The 17,186-nt window shown below is 69.9% G+C and carries 18 protein-coding genes; 13 read left to right on the forward strand and 5 right to left on the reverse strand.

All coding sequences use genetic code 11. The features are described from left to right. Window position 1: 1 nt before the first annotated feature. The 13 genes from cpaB (at window position 2) to IE275_RS04820 (ending at window position 10,661) form a co-directional block, all read left to right on the forward strand. A complete protein-coding gene (gene cpaB, locus IE275_RS04760; protein ID WP_189707858.1) occupies window positions 2–709 on the forward strand; it encodes a Flp pilus assembly protein CpaB in 708 nt (235 codons plus the stop codon). A 13-nt stretch (window positions 710–722) separates the two neighbouring features. Then, entirely contained in the window at window positions 723–1,976 is a 1,254-nt protein-coding gene (locus tag IE275_RS04765) for a CpaE/TadZ family protein (RefSeq protein WP_189707860.1), read from the forward strand. 395 nt (window positions 1,977–2,371) lie between these two features. Further along, a complete protein-coding gene (locus IE275_RS04770) occupies window positions 2,372–2,704 on the forward strand; it encodes a pilus assembly protein (RefSeq protein ID WP_229870101.1) in 333 nt (110 codons plus the stop codon). A gap of 1 nt (window position 2,705) precedes the next feature. Continuing rightward, a complete protein-coding gene (locus tag IE275_RS04775; protein ID WP_189707862.1) occupies window positions 2,706–3,080 on the forward strand; it encodes a TadE/TadG family type IV pilus assembly protein in 375 nt (124 codons plus the stop codon). A 13-nt stretch (window positions 3,081–3,093) separates the two neighbouring features. Beyond that, window positions 3,094–4,431 (forward strand): TadA family conjugal transfer-associated ATPase, encoded by a 1,338-nt coding sequence (locus tag IE275_RS04780; RefSeq protein ID WP_189707864.1) that lies wholly within the window; start codon window positions 3,094–3,096, stop codon window positions 4,429–4,431. 5 nt (window positions 4,432–4,436) lie between these two features. Next, a complete protein-coding gene (locus IE275_RS04785) occupies window positions 4,437–5,381 on the forward strand; it encodes a type II secretion system F family protein (protein ID WP_189707866.1) in 945 nt (314 codons plus the stop codon). 16 nt (window positions 5,382–5,397) lie between these two features. Next, a complete protein-coding gene (locus IE275_RS04790) occupies window positions 5,398–6,285 on the forward strand; it encodes a DUF5936 domain-containing protein (protein ID WP_189707869.1) in 888 nt (295 codons plus the stop codon). An 8-nt stretch (window positions 6,286–6,293) separates the two neighbouring features. Continuing rightward, window positions 6,294–7,598 carry a sensor histidine kinase gene (locus IE275_RS04795; protein ID WP_308435632.1) on the forward strand — a complete coding sequence of 435 codons (1,305 nt, stop codon included), beginning with the start codon at window positions 6,294–6,296 and terminating at the stop codon, window positions 7,596–7,598. Window positions 7,599–7,647: 49 nt separating this feature from the next. Further along, complete coding sequence (locus IE275_RS04800) at window positions 7,648–8,433, forward strand: response regulator (RefSeq protein WP_189707870.1); 786 nt, start codon at window positions 7,648–7,650, stop codon at window positions 8,431–8,433. A gap of 111 nt (window positions 8,434–8,544) precedes the next feature. Then, window positions 8,545–8,787, forward strand: coding sequence for a Flp family type IVb pilin (locus IE275_RS04805; RefSeq protein ID WP_189707872.1), 243 nt, complete (start codon window positions 8,545–8,547; stop codon window positions 8,785–8,787). Continuing rightward, window positions 8,784–9,416: a pilus assembly protein TadG-related protein gene (locus IE275_RS04810; RefSeq protein WP_373299179.1), complete on the forward strand. Its 633-nt coding sequence runs from the start codon at window positions 8,784–8,786 to the stop codon at window positions 9,414–9,416. The genes IE275_RS04805 and IE275_RS04810 overlap by 4 nt, the downstream gene beginning before the upstream one ends. A gap of 34 nt (window positions 9,417–9,450) precedes the next feature. Next, window positions 9,451–10,035, forward strand: a complete 585-nt coding sequence (locus IE275_RS04815) for a hypothetical protein (protein WP_189707874.1) — start codon at window positions 9,451–9,453, stop codon at window positions 10,033–10,035. A gap of 8 nt (window positions 10,036–10,043) precedes the next feature. Then, window positions 10,044–10,661, forward strand: coding sequence for an OmpA family protein (locus IE275_RS04820; RefSeq protein WP_189707876.1), 618 nt, complete (start codon window positions 10,044–10,046; stop codon window positions 10,659–10,661). Window positions 10,662–10,691: 30 nt separating this feature from the next. Here IE275_RS04820 and IE275_RS04825 read toward each other — a convergent pair whose 3' ends face one another. The 5 genes from IE275_RS04825 to IE275_RS04845 all read right to left on the reverse strand — a co-directional run bounded on the left by IE275_RS04825 (window position 10,692) and on the right by IE275_RS04845 (window position 17,185). Then, window positions 10,692–11,345 carry a hypothetical protein gene (locus tag IE275_RS04825; RefSeq protein ID WP_189707878.1) on the reverse strand — a complete coding sequence of 218 codons (654 nt, stop codon included), beginning with the start codon at window positions 11,343–11,345 and terminating at the stop codon, window positions 10,692–10,694. Window positions 11,346–11,347: 2 nt separating this feature from the next. Beyond that, window positions 11,348–13,639 carry a hypothetical protein gene (locus IE275_RS04830; RefSeq protein ID WP_189707880.1) on the reverse strand — a complete coding sequence of 764 codons (2,292 nt, stop codon included), beginning with the start codon at window positions 13,637–13,639 and terminating at the stop codon, window positions 11,348–11,350. 10 nt (window positions 13,640–13,649) lie between these two features. Further along, window positions 13,650–14,120, reverse strand: coding sequence for a hypothetical protein (locus tag IE275_RS04835; protein ID WP_189707882.1), 471 nt, complete (start codon window positions 14,118–14,120; stop codon window positions 13,650–13,652). 226 nt (window positions 14,121–14,346) lie between these two features. Continuing rightward, on the reverse strand, window positions 14,347–15,015 hold the full coding sequence (locus IE275_RS04840; RefSeq protein WP_189707884.1) for a hypothetical protein: 669 nt from the start codon (window positions 15,013–15,015) through the stop codon (window positions 14,347–14,349). Beyond that, window positions 15,008–17,185, reverse strand: a complete 2,178-nt coding sequence (locus tag IE275_RS04845; protein WP_189707886.1) for a hypothetical protein — start codon at window positions 17,183–17,185, stop codon at window positions 15,008–15,010. Before IE275_RS04845 ends, IE275_RS04840 begins: the two co-directional genes overlap by 8 nt. Window position 17,186 lies beyond the last annotated feature (1 nt).

The raw sequence follows: 17,186 nt of genomic DNA on the forward strand, positions 1-17,186 counted from the left end.
CATGAACTCCCGTCAGCGCCGCGGCGTGATTCTCCTGCTCCTGTCGGTGTTGTGCGCCCTCGGCGCCTTCGCCGGCGTCCTCTCGGTCATCGACGACGTGCAGTCCAAGGTCGGCCCCGAGGTGACCGCCTACGAACTGCGCTCCGACGTGGCGCCCTACACCGCCCTCAGCGCGGGCCAGTTCAAGAAGATCAGCATGCCGGAGCGCTGGCTGTCCGAGAACGCCGTCACCGACCTCGCCGCCATCCGCGGCAAGATCGCCGTCACGACGCTGAAGAAGGGCTCCCTGCTCCAGAGCGACATGATCGTCGACCAGCCCGCCCTGCGGCCCGGACAGCAGGAGGTCGCCATCATGATCGACGCGGCGACCGGCGTCGCGGGCAAGATCACCCCGGGCTCCTCGGTCAACGTCTACGCCACCTTCGAGGGCGCCCGTGACAGCGACCCCGACCAGTCGAAGATCATCGTCACCAACGCCCGGGTCCTCGACGTCGGCGAGCTGACCGCCCTCGAACCCGACGCGGACAACCGCGACCGGTCCGCCACCGAGGCCGTCCCCATCACCTTCGCGCTCTCCACGCTCGACGCCCAGCGCATCACCTACGCCGAGTCCTTCGCCAAGCGCGTCCGCCTCGCCCTCGTGGCCCCCGGCGGCAGCGCCGCGGTCCCGGACCAGGACCGTACGTACGAACTCGTCACGGACAAGTGAGAGGCCGCCGCCCATGCCCACCAGGATCCTTCCGGCCGTCGGCGACGCGGACGCGGTCCGCTCCCTCACCACCCTGCTCAGCCAGCTCCCGGACGCCGAACCCGTCGCCCCGGTCGCCGACTCCACCCAGCTCGTCGACACCCTCGCCCGGCTCGCCGCCGAGTCCGTCGACGAACTCCCCGAGGTCGTCGTCGTCCACGAACGCATCGGCCCCGTTCCCGCGCTGGAGCTGGTCCGCGAGGTCGCCCTGCGCTTCCCGGCCGTCGGCGTCATCCTCGTCACCACCGACGCGAGCCCCGGCCTCTTCCAGGCCGCCATGGACTCCGGCGCCCGCGGCCTGGTCGCCCTCCCGCTGAGCTACGAGGAACTGGCCAACCGCGTCCAGGCCGTCGCCCAGTGGTCCGTCGGCGTACGCCGCCATCTCGGCCACGGCGCCGACGTGTTCACCGGCGCCGGCGGCACCGTCGTCACGGTCAGCGGCGCCAAGGGCGGCGTCGGCACCACCCTCACCGCCGTCCAGCTGGCCCTCGCCGCCCAGGCCTCCGGCCGCCCCACCGCCCTGGTCGACCTCGACCTCCAGACCGGTGACGTCGCCTCCTACCTCGACGTCCAGTTCCGCCGCTCGGTCGTCGACCTCGCCGCCATCACCGACATCTCGCCCCGCATCCTCGCCGAGGCCGTCTTCCGCCACGACAGCGGCATCGCCCTCCTGCTCGCCCCCGCCGAGGGCGAACGCGGCGAGGAGGTCACCGACCGCGCCGCCCGCCAGATCGTCAGCGCCCTGCGCTCCCGCTACGAGGTGGTCGTCGTCGACTGCGGCGCCCAGCTCGGCGGCGCCGGCGCGGCCGTCGTCGAACTCGCCGACACCGCGCTGCTCGTCACCACCCCCGACGTGGTCGCCGTCCGCGGCGCCAAACGCACCGTCCGCATGTGGGACCGGCTCCAGATCCGCAAGGCCGAGGAGACCACCGTCGTCGTCAACCGCCACACCCGCGCCACGGAGATCCAGCCGCCCCTCATCCAGAAGATCACCGGCACCGCCGTCGCCGCCACCGCGATCCCCGCCAACTTCCGCGAACTCCAGGCCGCGGTCGACGCGGGCCGCGTCCACGACCTCGACGGCAAGGGCACCGTCCGCCAGGCCCTGTGGGCGCTCGCCGCCGAACTGGGCCTGGTCAAGACACCGGAACGCGCCCTGGAACGCCGATCGGGCCGCACCCGGGACCGGGACCGGGGCACGGGCGGCCTCCGGCGGCGGAAGGAGTGAGCGCCGTGATCGGAGACTGGGGGTGGGAGTTGGCCGGACGGTGGGCGGGTGACTTGTCCGGGCGCCGCGGGCGGGACCTCGCCCGGCGGGCGGTACGGGGCCCGGCGGGACGCCGGGCGCGGGGCCTTGCCGGGCGCCGGGTACGGGAATCGGCCGGGCGTGGTGCGCGGGGCATGGTCGGGCGCCCGGTACGGGACCCCGTCGGGCGTCGTTCCCGGGGCCTGGCCGGAGGCCGGGTGCGGGGCCTGATCGGAGGCCGTGTACCCGGCCTCGCCGGGCGTGGTGTGCGGGACCTGACCGGACGCCGGGCGCGGACCCTGCCCGGACGCCGCATACCTGACCCCGCCGGCCATCACGCCCCGGACCGGGGCCAAGTCACCGTCGAATTCCTCGGCATGACCCCGCTGATCATCGTAACCCTGGCGCTGGTGTGGCAGTTCGTGCTCGTGGGGTACACGTTCACGCTCGCGGGGCATGCTGCGGACGAGGCGGTGCGGGCGGGAACGGCCGCGCCGCCGGGGGAGCGGCAGGGGGCCTGCCAGGAGGCCGGCCTGAGGAACCTGGGGGACGCGTGGAGGGGGAACGCCACCGTGCAGTGCACCACCGGAGGCGGCCTGGTGACCGCCGACGTCTCCCTGCGGGTGCCCGTGCTCTTCCCGGGCACCATCGACTTCCCGTTCACGGTGCACGGCCACGCCGGCGCCGTGGAGGAAGAGGACGGCGACTGAGATGCCCCACGGACGGAACCGACCCGACCGGGCCCGCGACCGGGGCCAGGTGGCCCTGGAGTACCTGGGCTTCCTGCCCCTCCTGCTGCTGCTCGCCCTGGCCGCCGTACAGCTCGGCGTGATCGCGTACGCCGCCCAGCAGGCGGGCACCGCGGCCCGCGCCGGGGCCCGCAGCGCGTCCCTCGACGGGGACGCGAACGGGGACTGCGCGCGGGCGGTCAGCAGCTGGCTGGACGCGAGCTGCGCCCCGGCGTTCCTGGGCGACGAGGTCCGGGTCACCTCCAGTGTCCGTATCCCGTCCGTCATCCCCGGCATCGGGGACTTCGGCACCGCCCGCAAGACGGCCACCATGCCGGTCGACCACCGACGTCCATGAGGAGGAACCGGAGATGAGTCTGCGGGCCCGCATCACCTCACCCGAGGAGCAGGGCGGTCGCGGCGAGGACGGCCACCTGGTCTCCTCCTACCGGGCCAAGCTGCTGGAGGAGATCGACCTCGCCGAGATGAGCTCGCTGGCGGCCGCCGAGCGCCGGGCGCGCCTGGAGCGGGTGCTCGGGCACATCATCAGCCGCGAGGGCCCGGTGCTGTCGACCGCGGAGCGCTCCCAGCTGATCCGCCGGGTGGTCGACGAGGCGCTGGGGCTCGGCATCCTGGAGCCGCTCCTCGAGGACGCCTCCATCACCGAGATCATGGTGAACGGCCCGGACGCGATCTTCGTCGAACGGGCGGGCCGGGTCGAGCAGCTGCCGATCCGCTTCGCCTCCAACGACCAGCTGATGCAGACCATCGAACGGATCGTCTCGACCGTCAACCGCCGGGTCGACGAGACCAACCCGATGGTCGACGCCCGGCTGCCGTCCGGCGAACGCGTCAACGTGATCATCCCCCCGCTCGCCCTGACCGGCCCCACCCTCACCATCCGCCGCTTCCCGCGCTCCTTCACCCTGCACGAGCTGATCGGCTTCGGCTCGCTGGACGAGCCCATGCTGTACCTGCTGGCCGGCCTGGTGCAGGCGAAGTTCAACGTGATCGTCTCCGGCGCGACCGGCACCGGGAAGACGACCCTGCTCAACGCGCTCTCCGGGCTGATCCCGGAAGGCGAGCGGATCATCACCATCGAGGACTCGGCGGAACTCCAGCTCCAGCAGTCGCACGTCATCCGCCTGGAGTCCCGCCCCCCGAACGTCGAGGGCAACGGCCGCATCACCATCCGCGACCTGGTCCGCAACTCCCTGCGGATGCGCCCCGACCGGATCGTGGTCGGCGAGGTCCGCGGCGGCGAGTCCCTCGACATGCTCCAGGCGATGTCCACCGGCCACGACGGCTCCCTGGCCACCGTCCACGCCAACAGCGCGGAGGACGCCCTGATGCGGCTCCAGACGCTGGCGTCCATGTCGGACGTCGAGATCCCGTTCGTCGCGCTGCACGACCAGATCAACAGCGCGGTCGACGTGATCGTCCAGCTCACCCGGTTCGCCGACGGCGCCCGCCGGATCACCGAGATCGCCCTGCTCGACAGCCACGGCGGGGAGCCGTACCGGCTGGCCACGATCGCCCGGTTCAACGCCCGGCCGATGACCCCCGACGGCAGGATCCACGGCGCCTTCGAGTACTTCCCCCTGCCGCGCCGCACCGCCGACCGCCTCTACATGGCGAGCCAGCCGATCCCGCCGGCCTTCGGAGTGGCACACACGGCACACGAACTGACGACCAGGGAAGCCCGGTAGCAGCCATGGACCTCGACGACCTCATCACCCTCACCACCGGTGCGGCCCTGCTGACCTGCGCCCTGGCCGTCGCGGGCGTGCACCTGTACGCCAAGGGCCGCGCCCAGCGGGCCGCGCTCGTGGAGCGGCTGTCGTACACCGGCCAGGCGCCCCCGACCGGCCGCCGGCGCCGCTTCCGCGACCTGGACCGGCGGCTGCGCCGCACCCGGACCGGCCGGAAACTGGAACTGAAGCTGGCGGCGACCGGCCTGGACGTCACACCCGGCGAGTTCCTCGTGTACATGCTGGCGACGGTGGCCGGCCTGTGGCTGGTCGGCCAGGCGGTGCTGGCGCCCTTCTTCGGCCCGCTGGCCGGCCTGCTGGGCATCTGGGCGGCCCTGCAGTTCCTCAACTGGCAGCGCCAGAAGCGCATCGAGCGGTTCATCAACCAACTCCCCGAACTCGCCCGCATCCTGGCCAACGCCACCCACGCCGGACTCGCCCTGCGCACCGCGATCGGCATGGCGGCGGAGGAACTGGAGGCCCCGGCCGGCGAGGAACTCTCCAAGGTCGCCAACCAGTTGGCCGTCGGCCACTCCATGGACGACGCGCTGGGCGAACTCGCCGACCGGCTCCCCTCCCGCGAACTGGTCGTCCTCGTCACCACCCTGGTCCTCTCGAACCGCGCCGGCGGCCAGGTCGTCGGCGCCCTGCGCAACCTCACCGAGACTCTGGAGGAACGCAAGGAGACCCGGCGCGAGGTCCGCACCCAGCTGTCCCAGGTCAACCTGACCTCGTACGCCGTGCCGGTGCTGGGCGTGGGCGCGCTGTTCCTCATGGACAGCGTCTCGGACGGCACCCTCGACCGGATGACCGGCTCACCGGTCGGCCAGGCCTGCGTCATCGTCGCCTTCGCGCTCTACGCCGTCGGCTTCGTCCTCATCCGCCGTATGTCGAGCATCGACGTCTGAACGGAGGCTCAGAACCATGGAACTGCTGCTCGCACTCGTGATGGGCCTCAGCGTCTGGGGCGTCTTCGCCGGGATCCGGATGTACCGGGCCGACGCGAAACTCCCCGGCGACCTGGCACTCGCCCTGGAGGTCGGCGCGACCCGCACCGGCGCGGTGGGCTCCCTCGTCGACCGCCTGGGCATGCGCTACGCACCCGGCGTCCTGCGCCTGATGGGCCCCAAGCAGGTCGCCCGCTACCGCCGCAGGATCGACCTCGCGGGCAACCCGGGCGGCCTGACCATAGACCGCTACGCCGCCCGCCGCGCGGTCTACGGCGCGATCGGCGGCCTCGGCGCCCTGGCCGCCTTCCTCCAGGGCAGCTTCTTCGTGGCGCTGCTCATGCTCGCCTTCGCCGCGTTCTGGTCCGAGGTCGGCATCTGGTCTGCGATCCGGGTCCGCAAGGACGCCATCGAACGTACCCTGCCCGACTTCCTCGACGTCCTCGCCGTGGTCGTGAGCGCGGGCCTCGGCTTCCGCCAGGCCCTGGACCGGGTGGCGTCCAAGTACGAGGGCCCCTGGGCCGACGAGATCCGCATCACCCTGCGCCAGATGGACCTCGGCGTCAGCCGCCGCGAGGCCTTCGAGGAACTGCGCCGCCGCAACGACTCCGAACAGGTCGCCATGTTCGTCACCGCCCTCCAGCAGGGCGAGGAGCTCGGCGCCCCGATCGTCGACACCCTGGTTTCGATCGCCAAGGACATGCGCCGCACGGACGCGCAGAACGCCCGCCGCAAGGCGGCCCGCGCGGTCCCCAAGGCCACCCTGATGATCACCACGTTCATGGTCCCGGCGACGATGCTCCTCCTCGGCGCGGGGATGCTGCTCGGCTCCGGCACGGACTTCAGCTCGATCACGGGGGAGTAGGCGGGGCGATGAGGGTCATGACGGCGTACGGCGCGGGTGAGTCCGGGGACGGGGGATCTGTCGGGGGCGAGACCGGGACCAAGGGCGAGGCCTCGCTCTCCCTCCAGGTCAACGCCCTCCAGGCGATGTGCCGGCAGGTCTTCGGCTTCCGCCTCGCCATGATCGCCGTGGCCGCCCCCGCCGCCCTCCTCAACGCCTCACCCGGCCTGGGCGTCCGTCTGGTCGGCGCGGCCGTGGTCGTCACCTTCATGGGCTCGTACGTCCTCTTCCGCGACTGGGAACGCTTCGGCCCCCTCCTGCTGCGCCACCCCGCCCTGCTGGCCGCGGACACCGTCTTCGGCACCCTGCTCCTGATCTCCGCCGGCCCGGACACCACCCTCGCCTACGTCAGCGTCTGCACCCCGCTGCTGGCCGGCATCGTCTACGGCTGGCGCGGCGCGGCCTGCTTCGCCTCCCTGGAGTCGCTGATCCTGCTCCTGGTCCACGCGACCCTGGAGCGGGGCCCGGACGTGGGCCTCGCCGAGAAACTGCTGCTGCCCGGCCTCTGCGTCATCACCGGCGCGGTGGGCTCGACCCTGCGCGGCCTGATGCTCCGCTTCGGCGAGGCCACCCAGGCGCTGACCGCCGTCCGGGCCCGCCTCGCCGTCACCGAGGCGCTCGCCGCCGAACGTGCCCGGCTCGCCCGCGAGATGCACGACTCCGTCGCCAAGACCCTGCACGGCGTGGCGCTCACCGCCGAGGCCCTGGCCCGCGCGGCCGAGCTGGACCCGGTGATGGTCCGCCGGCACGCCGAACTGGTCGCCCGCTCCGCCCGCCGGGCAGCCGCCGAGTCCCGCGAACTCCTCACCGACCTGCGCCGCGAGCCCGACCCGGCCCAGGGAGTGGACGTCCTGCCCGAACTCGCCGCCCGCACAAGCGACTTCGCCGACCGCACCGGCCTGCCGGTCACCTACCGCCCCACCGGCGACCGTACGACGCTCCCCGTCCCGCCGACCGTGGCCCGCCAGCTCCTCACCATCACCGCGGAAGCCATGGAGAACGCCCACCGGCACGCGGCCCCGACCCGTGTCGAGGTCAGTGCCGGCGTCCACGGCGAGCTGCTCACCCTCAGCGTGCACGACGACGGCCGCGGCCTCCCGCCCGGCACCACCCTCGAACAGCTGCGCCGCACCGGCCACTTCGGCCTCGTCGGCATGGTGGAACGGGCGGCCTGCGTGGGCGCCCGGATCCGCATCGGCAGCGGCGGCGACGCGCGGGGGACCGAGGTACGGCTGGAACTGCCACTGGCGGGGCTGACGGCTCCGCCGGCCTGAACCGATGCTCCACACAGCGCTGTCGACGACTGGACGAGAGGAGGCGCCGATGCCGAACCCGGACCGAGCACCGCAGGACGTGTTCCCGTCCCCACCCCGCTGCACGCCCGTCCGCGTGGTCGTGGCCGACGACAACCCGGTGGTGCGGGCGGGCCTGACCGCCCTCCTCTCCGGACGGGAGGACATCGCTGTCGTGGCGGAGGCCGCCGACGGCCGAGAGGCCTACGAGGCCGCCGTCCGCCACCGCCCCGACGTGGTCCTCCTCGACGTCCGCATGCCCGGCGTGGACGGCCTCGCGGCCCTGCCCCACCTCGCGCGGATCGCCCCCGTCGTGATGCTCACCTACAGCCACGAGTCGGAGATCGTCCAGGAGGCGCTGCGGCGCGGGGCCGGCGGCTATCTGGTACACGGCGAGTTCACCGTGGACGAGCTGCTGTCCGCCGTACGGGACAGTGTGCGGGGAAGGGCCCACTTCAGCCCGACGGCGGCGACGGCGGCGCTGGCCCAGATCCGAAGCGATGCGACTGCACATGCTCAACTGGACCCAATACCCCTATTTTCCCTGACTTCCACGAAATCGCTTTCGCAACTGCAACCGACTGTGGGACATTCAACGTCGAGACTCTCGGACAGGGAGAGGTTCCGACTCAGCGCGAGGGAGGCGGAGATCATGGACCTCATCGCCTCCGGCATGACCAACCAGCAGATCGCCGCCGCCTGCTTCATCAGCGAGAAGACGGTCAAGAACCACATCAACCGCATCTTCGCCAAGCTCCACAGCACCAGCCGCTCCGAGGCCGCGGCCAAGTGGCTGGGCACGGCGGTGACATCATGACCCCCCGCCGCGCCCCCCGCTGGGCCCGCAATTGGGCCCTGGGACCCTCGCCCACGACACCCACGCCCCCTTACGGTCCTCGAGCCAATGCCTCAGACCGGGAGGAACACCATGAGCGACCTGCTGCTGAAGACCGCCGTCGCGGCCAAGGTCCGGGTGAGCGGCTGGACCGACACGACGGTCGCCGCGGTACGCCGCCGCTCGGCCTCGGCCGACGACAAGGGGCAGACGGCGGTGGAGTATCTGGGGATCATCGCGGTGGTGGTGGCGATCGTGGTGTTGATCGCGAATACGAATCTGGGACAGACGATCGTGGACAAGCTCACCACTCAGATCGGCAAGGTGGCTCCCTGATCCGACCTCGCGCGTACGGCGACTCAGGGCAGGCCTTCCCCATCTACATCACGGTGGTGGCGGGCCTGCTCTTTCTCGCGTTCGCGTACTTCGCGGTCGGCCAGGCGGCGGTGAACCGCAACGGCGCCCAGACGGCGGCCGACGCGGCGGCACTGGCGGCGGCACAGGAGACCAGGGACGAGCTGGCCGATCTGTGGGCGCTGGACGTGCTCGACCCGGCAGGGTGGCAGGACATCTTCGACGGCGTCGGAGGAAACAACGCGTGCTGGCGCGCGGACCAGCTCGCGGCGATGAACGACGCCGGCAACGTTGCCTGTGTCCCGGACGGCCTCCTGGCGTACGACGTCACGGTCCAGACGAACAAGACCGTCGGAACGTCCGTCGTGCCCGGCACCGCGGACAGACGGGCGCATGCCTCCGCCACGGCCGTGATCGAGCCGCTGTGCACGTTCGAGCTCCCGGACGAGGACACGGGGGACGACGCCGAGGAACCCGGGGACGACGCCGAGGACGAGCTACAGCTTCCGAGGCTCACCTGCGAGGACCGGGACTGGGAGCTGGACCCGGACGACCTCACCGATCTGCCCGGACCCGAGGACCTCTTCGACGTCCACCTGGCCACCGGCTGACGAGCGAACGACGAGTGGAGAAGGAAGCAGAGTGATGAGCATGCGGTTCACCGCGAAAGCCCGCAGGGGGATGGTCGCGCTGGCGGTCGTGGCCGGGCTGGCCCTCGGCACGGCTGCTTGCGGTGGAGGTGGTGGCGACGACGACAAGAAACCCCGTAGCTCGTCGTCCACGTCCAAGGAGAGCGGATCGCAGCCGAGTACGCAGGAAAACCAGTCCGAGGCGCCGATTGCCGAACTGAAGGGCCCGAGCGGGCTGCTCCTCCAAATCACCACGGCTGTGCGGGACACCGGCGGTTTCGTCACCGTGAATGGCTCTCTGAAGAACGACAGCGGAGAGATGGCCACGATCCCGTCCGTGCTGAGCGGCAACGAGACCGAGATCATGAACAACGGCCGGTCCCTCGGCGGAGCCACCCTCGTCGACTCGAAGAGCAAGAAGCGCTACTACGTCCTGCGCGACACGGAGGGCCGCCCGCTGACGACGACCGGGTTCTCCACGCTGAAGGCCGGCGAATCGATCGACGTCTTCCTCCAGTTCCCGGCCCCGCCGGCGAGTTCCACGGACGTCACGTTCTCGCTCCCGCTGTTCCCCAGCGCGGTCATCAAGATCTCCGGGTGAGGACGGTCATGACCCCACGTCTCGCTCTGGCGGTGGCCACGGCCACCCTCGTGTTCGCCGGGACGGCCCCCGCGGCCCGGGCCGACGATGGCACGCCGAGCGTGCCCCCGGGCACCGAACCCACGGCCACCGCGCCGGTGGAGGTCGACCCCAACGACCCGGACCTCAAGCTCCCCGAGGGCGGGACGCTGGCCGAGCCGAAGGTGCTGGACATCAAGCAGGTCGTGGAGGACCAGGCCGGCGAAGAACGCCGCGAGGACACGAACGCGGACGTGACGTTCGCCCTCCAGGCGGAGGTCCTGTTCGGCAAGGACAGCGCGAAACTCGGCACCGAGGCGAAGGCCCGCATCGCCGTGATCGCCGACGAGATCAAGAAGCAGAACACGACCCTGGTCCGCGTCTTCGGCTTCACCGACAACCTCGGCTCCTCCGCCCACGGCGACGTCCTGTCGAAACAGCGCGCCGACGCCGTACAGGCCGAACTCGCCGGCGACCTCAACAACCCGAACATCACCTTCGAGGTACGCGGCTACGGCGAGCAGTACCCCATCTCCGACAACTCCACGGAGGAGGGCCGCAAGAAGAACCGCCGGGTGGAGGTCACGTTCCCGAGGACGGCCGGCTGATGCCCGGGTGCGGAGGGGCGGCCGTCCGGGTCAGTGGTCGAGCTTCAGATCGTCCGGGATGTTCGGTTTGTTGGCGCACTTCAACTCGTCGCTCAGCGACCGGGCCAAGCCGACGACCAGCCGCTCGTGCAGGGCGGACGACACCTTGCCCGCCCCCACCTCCACTCTGATCTCGAGGGGTATGCGCTCCTGCTGAGCGCTCACGGCCCCACTGACCCGGCAGGGAAAGATCACGTCGGTTTGCAGGCTGCCGGCGCCCGAAAGGTCGTCCACGTAGACGTCACCGCCCGAGTGGCGCCAGGGCGACGAGGACGACCGGACCGTCGTGAGTGCGTCCTTGGCCCATTCCACCGTCGTGGAGAACCGGGTGCTGCCCGCGAAGCTGCACGGCGCGTACTCCTGAAGTGAGTAGTACTTCGCGGTCGGGGTCCACTCGACCACCTCTTCGGTCAGCCGGTCCCGCAGGTCGTTCGCGGAGAGGGCCGTGTTCGTGAACCGCAGCCCGTCCGTGCCGAGCGCGTCGCGCAGCGACGTCATGTTCTCGGCGCCGAACAGGGTGTCGCACGCCTTCCACTGAACCGGTGAGCTCTCACTCAGGGAGGGTTCCTCGTCGGAACATCCCGTCAGCAGGGCGAGCGCCGCCAGTGCCCCGCCCCAGGCCGTCCAGCTGATCGTCCCGCGCATCCTCAGCCCACCTTCTCCAGGTCTCCCACCAGCGCCCGCCCGTCATAGTAGGAGCCCGCGATGAGCGGCTGGAGTTCACGCATGTCGTCCTGGCTCATACCGACGGTCTGGCCGTAGTTCTGCACGGGCACCCAGGCGCCCCGCTCGCCGATCTCCCGTACGGTCTGCGTGGCCGCGAGGGCCTCGGGGTCGTTGTTGTACTCGTTGTCCTTCAGGTACTGCAAGGTGTGGTTGCCGTAGGCCGTGTTGGCCGACTCGCCGGCGGTCTCCATGAGCAGCGGAACCGCGGTGGCGGCCACCACTCCGGCCGCGGGGCCGAGGACCACGACCGAACCCACTCCCACCACCGCCGCGACCGAGCTGCTCACACCGAACTTGCGCCACTCGCCCTGCTTTTCGAGCTCCAGATTCCTCGCGTCCTCGTCGTCCTTGAACTCCGTGCGGATCTCGAGTTCGCGTGTCGCGTCGAGAATGCCGTGGACCTTGGAGGCGTTGTGCGCGAAGGCCAGGCCGGATCCCTTGTCGTCCTCGTGCGCCGTCAGACCGCTGGCCGTGTAGACCTGCTGGGCGGCCGACAGGGTCTGGTAGCCGTCTTCGTCACGACCGACGAGCATCATGAAGTTCCTGGCGGCCGTCTCACCGAAGTCCCGGTGTTCGCGTCCGTCGCCGGCGGCTCCGAAGATCTCGCCACGCCCCAGGGCGTCGCCGGAGCCGCCGAAGTTGTAGGTCGAGTAGTTGAGATCGTCGATGTACGCCGCGCCCATGCGGGCGAGACTGTCCTTGATGGCCTCGTGCGGGCCGTCCGCCGAGGTGGCGTTGTAGCGGTCGATCACCTGGTCCATGATCTTCCACGACTCCTCGTCCCGGTGCAGCACCGGCGGATCCGCGTCCCACGCCGCGCCGGTCGTCGCCGACTCCAGGGCGTGGCCCAAGGCGTCGGGGCCCATGTCGCGGACGTGCTTCGCCTCGTCGCTGCCCGGGTGGACCAGGCTGTCCGGGGCCCACGTGAAGTCCTTCTTGTTCAGCTCGTCGAAGTACGAGTCGAAGCCGACCGTGCCGTCCTTGTCGACGGTGCCGTCCTCGTTGTACGCCGTCGGCGGGTCGGTGAAGAACCTCTTCGCGGCCTCGGGGCTGTGTCCGAGCCCCTCCAGGACGCTGGTCAGCGGGTCGTAGCCGGCGCCGGTCTTGCCGGACGGGTTGAAGCCGTAGTCGAGATCGGCCCCGCCGAGCATGGGCTTGTTGTTCATGAACCGGTACGGGTCCTTGTTGTGCAGCTGGACGACGTGCTCGGCGATCGGGTTGATGAACCGCGCGTCGTAGTTGCCGTAGCGCAGGAGGCCGCCGAGCACCTGGTAGCCGTAGGGGGAGTTGGGCGACCCGGGTTCCAGCTGGATGGGCTGGGTGCCCAGTTTGCGGAACTCCGACGACCAGCTCGCCGGCAGGTGGGACTTGTTGTCGGGGTCGGTGGCCGAGGCCAGGGCGAGGCCCATGTTCCGCTGGAGCTGGCGGCTGAGGGCGAGCCGTTCCTTGTTGTCGCCCACCGTGCCGTCCAGGGACATGCGGCCGTAGAACTCCAGTGTCTCCTTCGGGCCGCCGAGCGACTGGTAGAAGTCCGTGGAGAAGTCCGCGTCCCGGGCGTTGAACCGCAGGATGGAGTTGAGCTCCATGTACTGCTTGTCGTTCATCTCCGGGCCCAGCTTGGCCAGTTCGGCCGCCCGCTCGGCCTGGGCGTCGTCCAGGGACTCGTACGACCGGTGACCGGCGTTGTGCTTGTCGCCGCCGTGGCTCTTGGCCAGCGCACGGGCCAGGGAGGCGTCGATCTCGGAGGCGTGCGCGACCGTCCGGTTGATGCGGTCCTCCAGCTCCTGTCTGGCGTCGAGCTGGTCCTGGGTGCGTTCGTCCGTGTCGCCCCGGACATGCGGGAAGAAGCAGCGGACCTTGCCCTCGCCGATGTCCTCGACACGAATGCCGAGGTTCGGGGCGTCCTGCTGGACCGCGGTCCTGATGTTCTTCTGGAGCGCGACCAGCTCCGTGTGGCCGTCGAGGAGCACCTTGTGGATGCTGTCGGCCTCGGCGTGCAGGTCGGCTATCTCCTTGGTCGTCTTCGTGACGAACTCCCGGGTCACCGAGGCGTTCGCACCGGCCCACCGGGCCGCGTCCGACTTGGCCCGCATGCCCTTGGCCGCGTTGTCCGCGGCGGTCCTGAGCGCGTCCACGCTCTTCTTCCAGTCGGAGACCGCGGTGCCGAGCTTGCCGAGATCGACCTCGAGGAGGTCCGTGTACGTGAGGGCCACCGGGCTGCTCCTACTTGAAGTACTTGCTGATCTCGGACACGGGCAGGGCGGCGCCACCGCTGTCGAGGATCACGGCCCCGATCTTGGCGTCCTCGTTCGCGTGCAGCTTCTTGGTGAAGTCCAGGTGGTCGGAGATGTGGGCGCAGGCCTGGAGGACCGTCTTGAGCTGTGACGTCCAGATCTCGACCGTCGTCTCGAGAGCGCCGCCGCAGGTGAAGCCGTGCGACTTCAGCGCGCTCGCGGCCTGGCTGGAGGAGCCGGCGCCCTCCTTGTTCGCCCCGGCGCCGGCGATGTCCGCCCCGTCCCGCAGCTCCTCGTACAGCAGATGGGCGTCGTGGCCGACGGCACCGAGGTCGTCCTGGTTGACGACCAGGTCACCGCTGCCCCCGCCGGGGTCCGCGGGCAACTGGTTGAGCCGCATCCGCGTCGCGTCGTTCCCTGCCGCGTCGGCTTTGAGCCGCTCCCATTCTTCCCACGCCATGCCGGTGCCCTCCCGTAGCCCCCGTGACGGTCACGACCTGTGCGGCGGACCGGGGCAAGCGGTCGCCGGACACGCGGGCCGCGGCCTTTGCCAGGACTTTAACGGACGGTACGGGAGGCAGGAGGGGCGGCGGAGGTCTCAACTCTGCTTGTGGCACGAGAAATTGGCCACATGACCGCGGATCGCCACAGCGCGCCGGGGCATCCCCCGCACACCGCGTCCGGCATCAGCCGTTCTCGTAACGCGGCAACTCCTCCGGGAAGGCGAGGGAGTTCTGGCATTCGGCCAGCTCGTAGGTGTGCTCGGACAGCCGGTACGCGATGTCGGTCAGTCTCTGTTCGAGCGCCTCACCGGTCGCCTCGGTGTCTCCTTCCGCGTACACCCTGGTCACGACCCCGTAGTCCTCGGAGGCGTCGGCGGAATCGACCGAGCGCGGCACGCAGGGCACGTACACGGCCGCGTACTTGTCGTCGGACCGCGCCAGCGCTTCGATGCCGTCGACGGAGGCGCGGCTGAGCCGACTGCCGTCGCCGCTCTCCTGATAACTCTCGAGCCAGTCGGCTCGGGAGAGGGGGCGGATCCGGGCCTCGCCCCAGAGTGAAGCGTCGCCGCTGGTGTCGACATGGCAATAGAACGTGAGGTCTTCCCCCGAGCTCTGGCGTTTGGACCCTTCCTCCGCCGATCGTGCCGACGGCAGGACCTGCTTCACGGTGTCTCGCTCGACCGTTCCGTCACACACCTTGGCGGGCAGGTGATCGAGTCCCTTGGTGAAGAACTGAACGTACCCGAACCAGACGGCGGCACCGGCGACGCAGAGAACCGTCAGACCGACAAAGAACCCTTTCGCGCTCGCCCAGGTGGCGGCTTTCTCCTGACTTGGGTTCGCCTTATCCATTCGGGCGCTCCTTGTTGCGAGAGAGGAACTCGCTGGCGCTGTCGAATCCCTCGATGACGGAGTTGCCGACTTCGTCGGTCACTCCATCTCTGGGAAGATCCACGTGGTTCCGGTTGATGGCTTCCTCCACCGACCACACCGTCTGCTCGGTCACCGAGTTGCGTGTGTCGTAGTAGCTGTGCGCGGACTGGTAGAGGGCTTCGTCGCGCGCCCCGCTCGCCTGTGGGCCCATGATGTGGTCGACTGCCGCGCCACCGATGGTCGCGAGCCCGCCTCCGATCACACCCCCCATGGCGGCCCCGCCATATGTCGCGGGAACCTCGATGAAGGTCATGCCGACCGAGATCCAGGTCTTGGCGTAATCTCCCTTCGCCTTCATGGCATTGTTGTACTCGGTCTCGCCCTTGACGGCACCTTGGACTTCGTTGTCGGCTACGGAATGAGCTACGAGGCCCTCGATGAGGCCCGCGTTCCTGCCGATATCCTTGAGGACCTGCTCGGGGGATCCGTCGAACAGGGACGGGTTCGACAAATGTGTCTCTGTGAGGCCGGCAGTGTAGATGCTTTCCCCGAATACGATTCCGGCTCGTCCGGCAGGGTCCGTGGACACTGCGGAAATGAATCTCGCGATTTCAGGAACCGATTTTTCGAACCCGTTCGGGTTTTCGCTGTTCGTAAGGAAGACCGCGCCGGAATGAGGGCCGTTCAGTGCTTGGCTGATCTCCGGCATGTAGGAGGCCGCCATGTTCCCGAAGCTGTCTCCCAGGCCCTTGCCCACGAGATCAGCGCCACCGTGGGGCTGTGCAACCGCCTCCATGACGTTCGCCATGATCTGAACCTGAGTCGTGCTGTGCGGCGGAGCCACAGAGCTGGTGTCGCCGTTGGCGAGCCCGGTGACCGCGGCCTCCAAGGCACGGCCGAGGGGCTCTCCCCGGTCCGTGTAAGGGGTGGTGGCCAGCATGTGGTCCAGGTCCGACTTGGACTCGAACGCGTGGGTAGCCGCCTCGGGATTGTGCGACAGCCCCTCGAAGAGTCCTTCCAGCGGGTCCCGGCCGTTGCCTTCGCCGAAGACGAGGTCGAGGGCGTCGTAGCCCTTCACCCACAGGGCGTCGGTGTTCGATTCGCCGGCGCCCTTGTCCGCCTTGAAGACCTGTTTACGGTAGTCGTCGAGGAACTCCGTGTCGTACTGCCCCTGGCGCATCAGGCTGCTGATGACCTGGGAGCCCAGGGCGCCGACGGGGTTCATCGATCCGGTGGCGCGGAAGTTCGTGTTGCGTTCGGCGACGAGGTCGTTCTTCCAGTCCCGCATGGCGTCGGAGTCCGAGAGGGACGCCGTGGCCAGGCTCAGGCTCAGGTTCTTCTGGAGGCTCTTCATCGTCTCCAGTTCGGAGTTCCTGGCGCCGGCGTGGGCGGAGGTCATGTCGGTCCAGAACTGGAGGGTCCCCTTGGGCCCCAGGCGCGTCGCGAACTGTTCCGCGAAGAGAGAATCGCCGCTGTACGTCCCCATCGTCCGGTTGAATTCGGCGATGTCGTCGAGGGACATGTCGGCCGGGTTCTTGGCCATCCTCGCCAGCTTCTCCGCGGCGGCGACCGCCGCGGCCGCGGAGTCCCGGTCCGCGTAGGAGGCGTCCGCGAAACCGTACTTCGCCTGGTCGACGAGCAGTTGCAGCACTTTCGCGGCGCTCTTGTCGCTCTCCGTCGCCTTGCTCAGGATGCCCTGGATCTCGTCGCGGAGGGCCTCGACGGCCTTCTGGTCCGTCGCGCCCGTCTTGCCGCCGGGGTCGGACGCCCAGTCGGGCCGGGTGTTCCCGGTGACGGTGAACGTGCCCTCGCCGGTGTCGATCACCGTGAGGTTCTGTTGCGCGCCTCGGGTGATGGCGTCGTTCAACTGGGTCCGGTACCCGACGAGTTCACCGCGCGTGTCACTGAGGATCTTGGTGACGGAGTCGGCCTGGGTGTGCGCGTCGGTGAACTCGGCGGCGGTCTTGGCGATGAACTCGCGGGTGACGGTGGCGTTGACCCCCGCCCACTTGGCCTTGTCCGCCTTGGCCTTGAGGTTGTCCTCGGCATCCTTCTTCAGATCCGCGAGCTTCTTCGTCATCTGCTCCCAGTCGGTGACCGCCTCACCGAGTTTGGAGAAGTCGCCGTGCCGCAGCGCGTCGAGGTCCATC

It is taken from the genome of Streptomyces phaeofaciens (assembly GCF_014648915.1).
In the GTDB taxonomy this organism is placed as follows: Bacteria; Actinomycetota; Actinomycetes; order Streptomycetales; family Streptomycetaceae; genus Streptomyces; species Streptomyces phaeofaciens.